At 69.0% G+C, this 1,747-nt stretch carries 2 protein-coding genes and 1 pseudogene; all 3 read right to left on the bottom strand.

Annotated features, from left to right (window positions below):
• A pseudogene (locus C1I99_RS31440) lies at positions 1 to 308 on the bottom strand (hypothetical protein); the annotation flags it as partial.
• Positions 305 to 814 (bottom strand): SigE family RNA polymerase sigma factor, encoded by a 510-nt coding sequence (locus tag C1I99_RS31435; RefSeq protein WP_111137758.1) that lies wholly within the window; start codon positions 812 to 814, stop codon positions 305 to 307. The pseudogene C1I99_RS31440 and the gene C1I99_RS31435, both read right to left, overlap by 4 nt.
• Positions 815 to 976: 162 nt before the next feature.
• Positions 977 to 1,747, bottom strand: a 771-nt coding sequence (locus C1I99_RS34685) for a DUF4352 domain-containing protein (RefSeq protein WP_111137757.1), incomplete at its 5' end; no start/stop codon positions are given.

The raw sequence follows: 1,747 nt of genomic DNA, 5'->3' as shown, positions 1-1,747 counted from the left end.
GTGTCCAGCGGCGTCTTGCCGAGGGACTTGAGGATGGCCTGCACCGCGGTGGGGATGGGCGACGGGTGAATTGATCCGGCTGGCTTGTCGGCGGGCGAGAGTCCATCGGAGCCCTGGGTGGAGGCGACGGCCAGCGGAGTGGCGATGAGCCCGGCGACGGCAACGCTTGCGACCGCCACCGCGAAGGTCATCTTGCGCCGGCGCGCGATCCGGCCCTCCACGCGAGTCATCTGGTCTTTCACGGCGGGTGTCTCCTCGGCCAGATTGGTGAGAGTGGACTTGATGAGCTCTTCGAACGGGGAAGTCACCGCAGCACCTCCAAGCTGTCGGTGTCAGGCACAAGTTGACGGAGCCGAACGATCGCCCGGTTTGTTCGGCTCCTGACGGTTCCTACGGAGCAACCAAGCACCTCGGCCACCTGCGTTTCGGTCAGGTCTTCGTAGAAGCGCAGAACGACGACCGCCCGGTGCATGGCGGAGAGACGCTTGAGGGCCGAACGCATCGCGAACCGGACGTCGGTTGCCTCGTTGGGGTCCGGATCGACCTGGCTCACATACCGTTGCTCCCGCACGACGTGGCGCCGGCGGAGCCGCCGCCACGTACCCACCTGCTCGCGGTACATGACGGTGCGGACGTACCCCTCGGGATCGTCATGTCGCAGCGACCCCCATCTCAACGCGGTCTTGAGTAGCGCGGTCTGGAGCAGGTCCTCGGCTTCATGGCGGTCGCCGGTGAGCAGGTATGCGATCCGCATCAACGCAGGCGTCCGGTCCGCTACAAATCGGGCAAGCCGGGCCCGCTCCTCATCGTTCATCCAAGCGGCCCTCCAATCTCGGTCACTACTACAGACGCAGAGGCAGGCCCGACCTATCCGTCACCGTCCTCCCCTACGAGGGAAGTGCAGGTGGCAACGTTTGGTGATGAACGCACGGGAGGCCGGCCCCGAAGGGACCGGCCTCCCGTCACAGCTCCCGATCTACGGCCGCCAGGAGCCCGCCGTCTCGAACCGGTGCTGGTACTCCAGGGCGCCGTTCTTGTTGGCCACGTCGAACACCACAGTGCCGGTCCGCTTGCTGCCGGCGCGCAGGTTGCTGCCCGAGTTCAGCGTGTCGCCGCAGCCGGAGAGGGCACTGGCCAGGCCGTTGACCGTGGTGCCGTCCGCGGCCACCCACTCGAAGTAGAACGGGTTGATGGAGCCCTTGCCCTTGGTCACCGTGGCGGTGACGTGGGCGATCAGGTAGAGGCCCTTGCCGGGCTTCGGCGCGTACGGGCGGCAGCCCTTGGTCGCGGTGGTGAACTTGGTGACGGTGATCTCGATGGTGCCCTCGTCGTCAGAGAGCACCAGGGTGTCGCCCGGCTCCATGTTGAAGGTCTCGCCGTCGGCGCCGGCTGAGGCGGAGGCGCTGGGCGCGGCGCCCGGCAGGTCGGGCACGCCGGTCACCGCCGGGGTGGGCAGCGCGTTGTCGAGTTCGTCGGCCGCCTTGTCGGCTCCGGCGATAATGGCGGCGATGCCGCCGACGCAGCAGAGCAGGGTCAGCGCGACCGCCGCGATCGCGATGATCAGGATGGTTTTCTTGTTCTTCGTCGGCGCGGCCGGCTGCGGTGCGCCGAGCGGGTAGCCGGGCCCGCCGGGCGGGTAGCCGGGCCCGCCGGGCGGCACCGGCGCCGCGGGGTAGGACGCCCCGGGCATCTGGGGGTACGGCGTGCCGGGGACCGGCGGCTGGGGTGCCGTCCAGGGGTTGCCGGG

Source organism: Micromonospora deserti (genome assembly GCF_003236335.1).
Classification (GTDB): domain Bacteria; phylum Actinomycetota; class Actinomycetes; order Mycobacteriales; family Micromonosporaceae; genus Micromonospora; species Micromonospora deserti.
The sequence above is the reverse complement of the archived record's forward strand: the minus strand, read 5'-3'. Positions and strand labels throughout refer to the sequence as shown.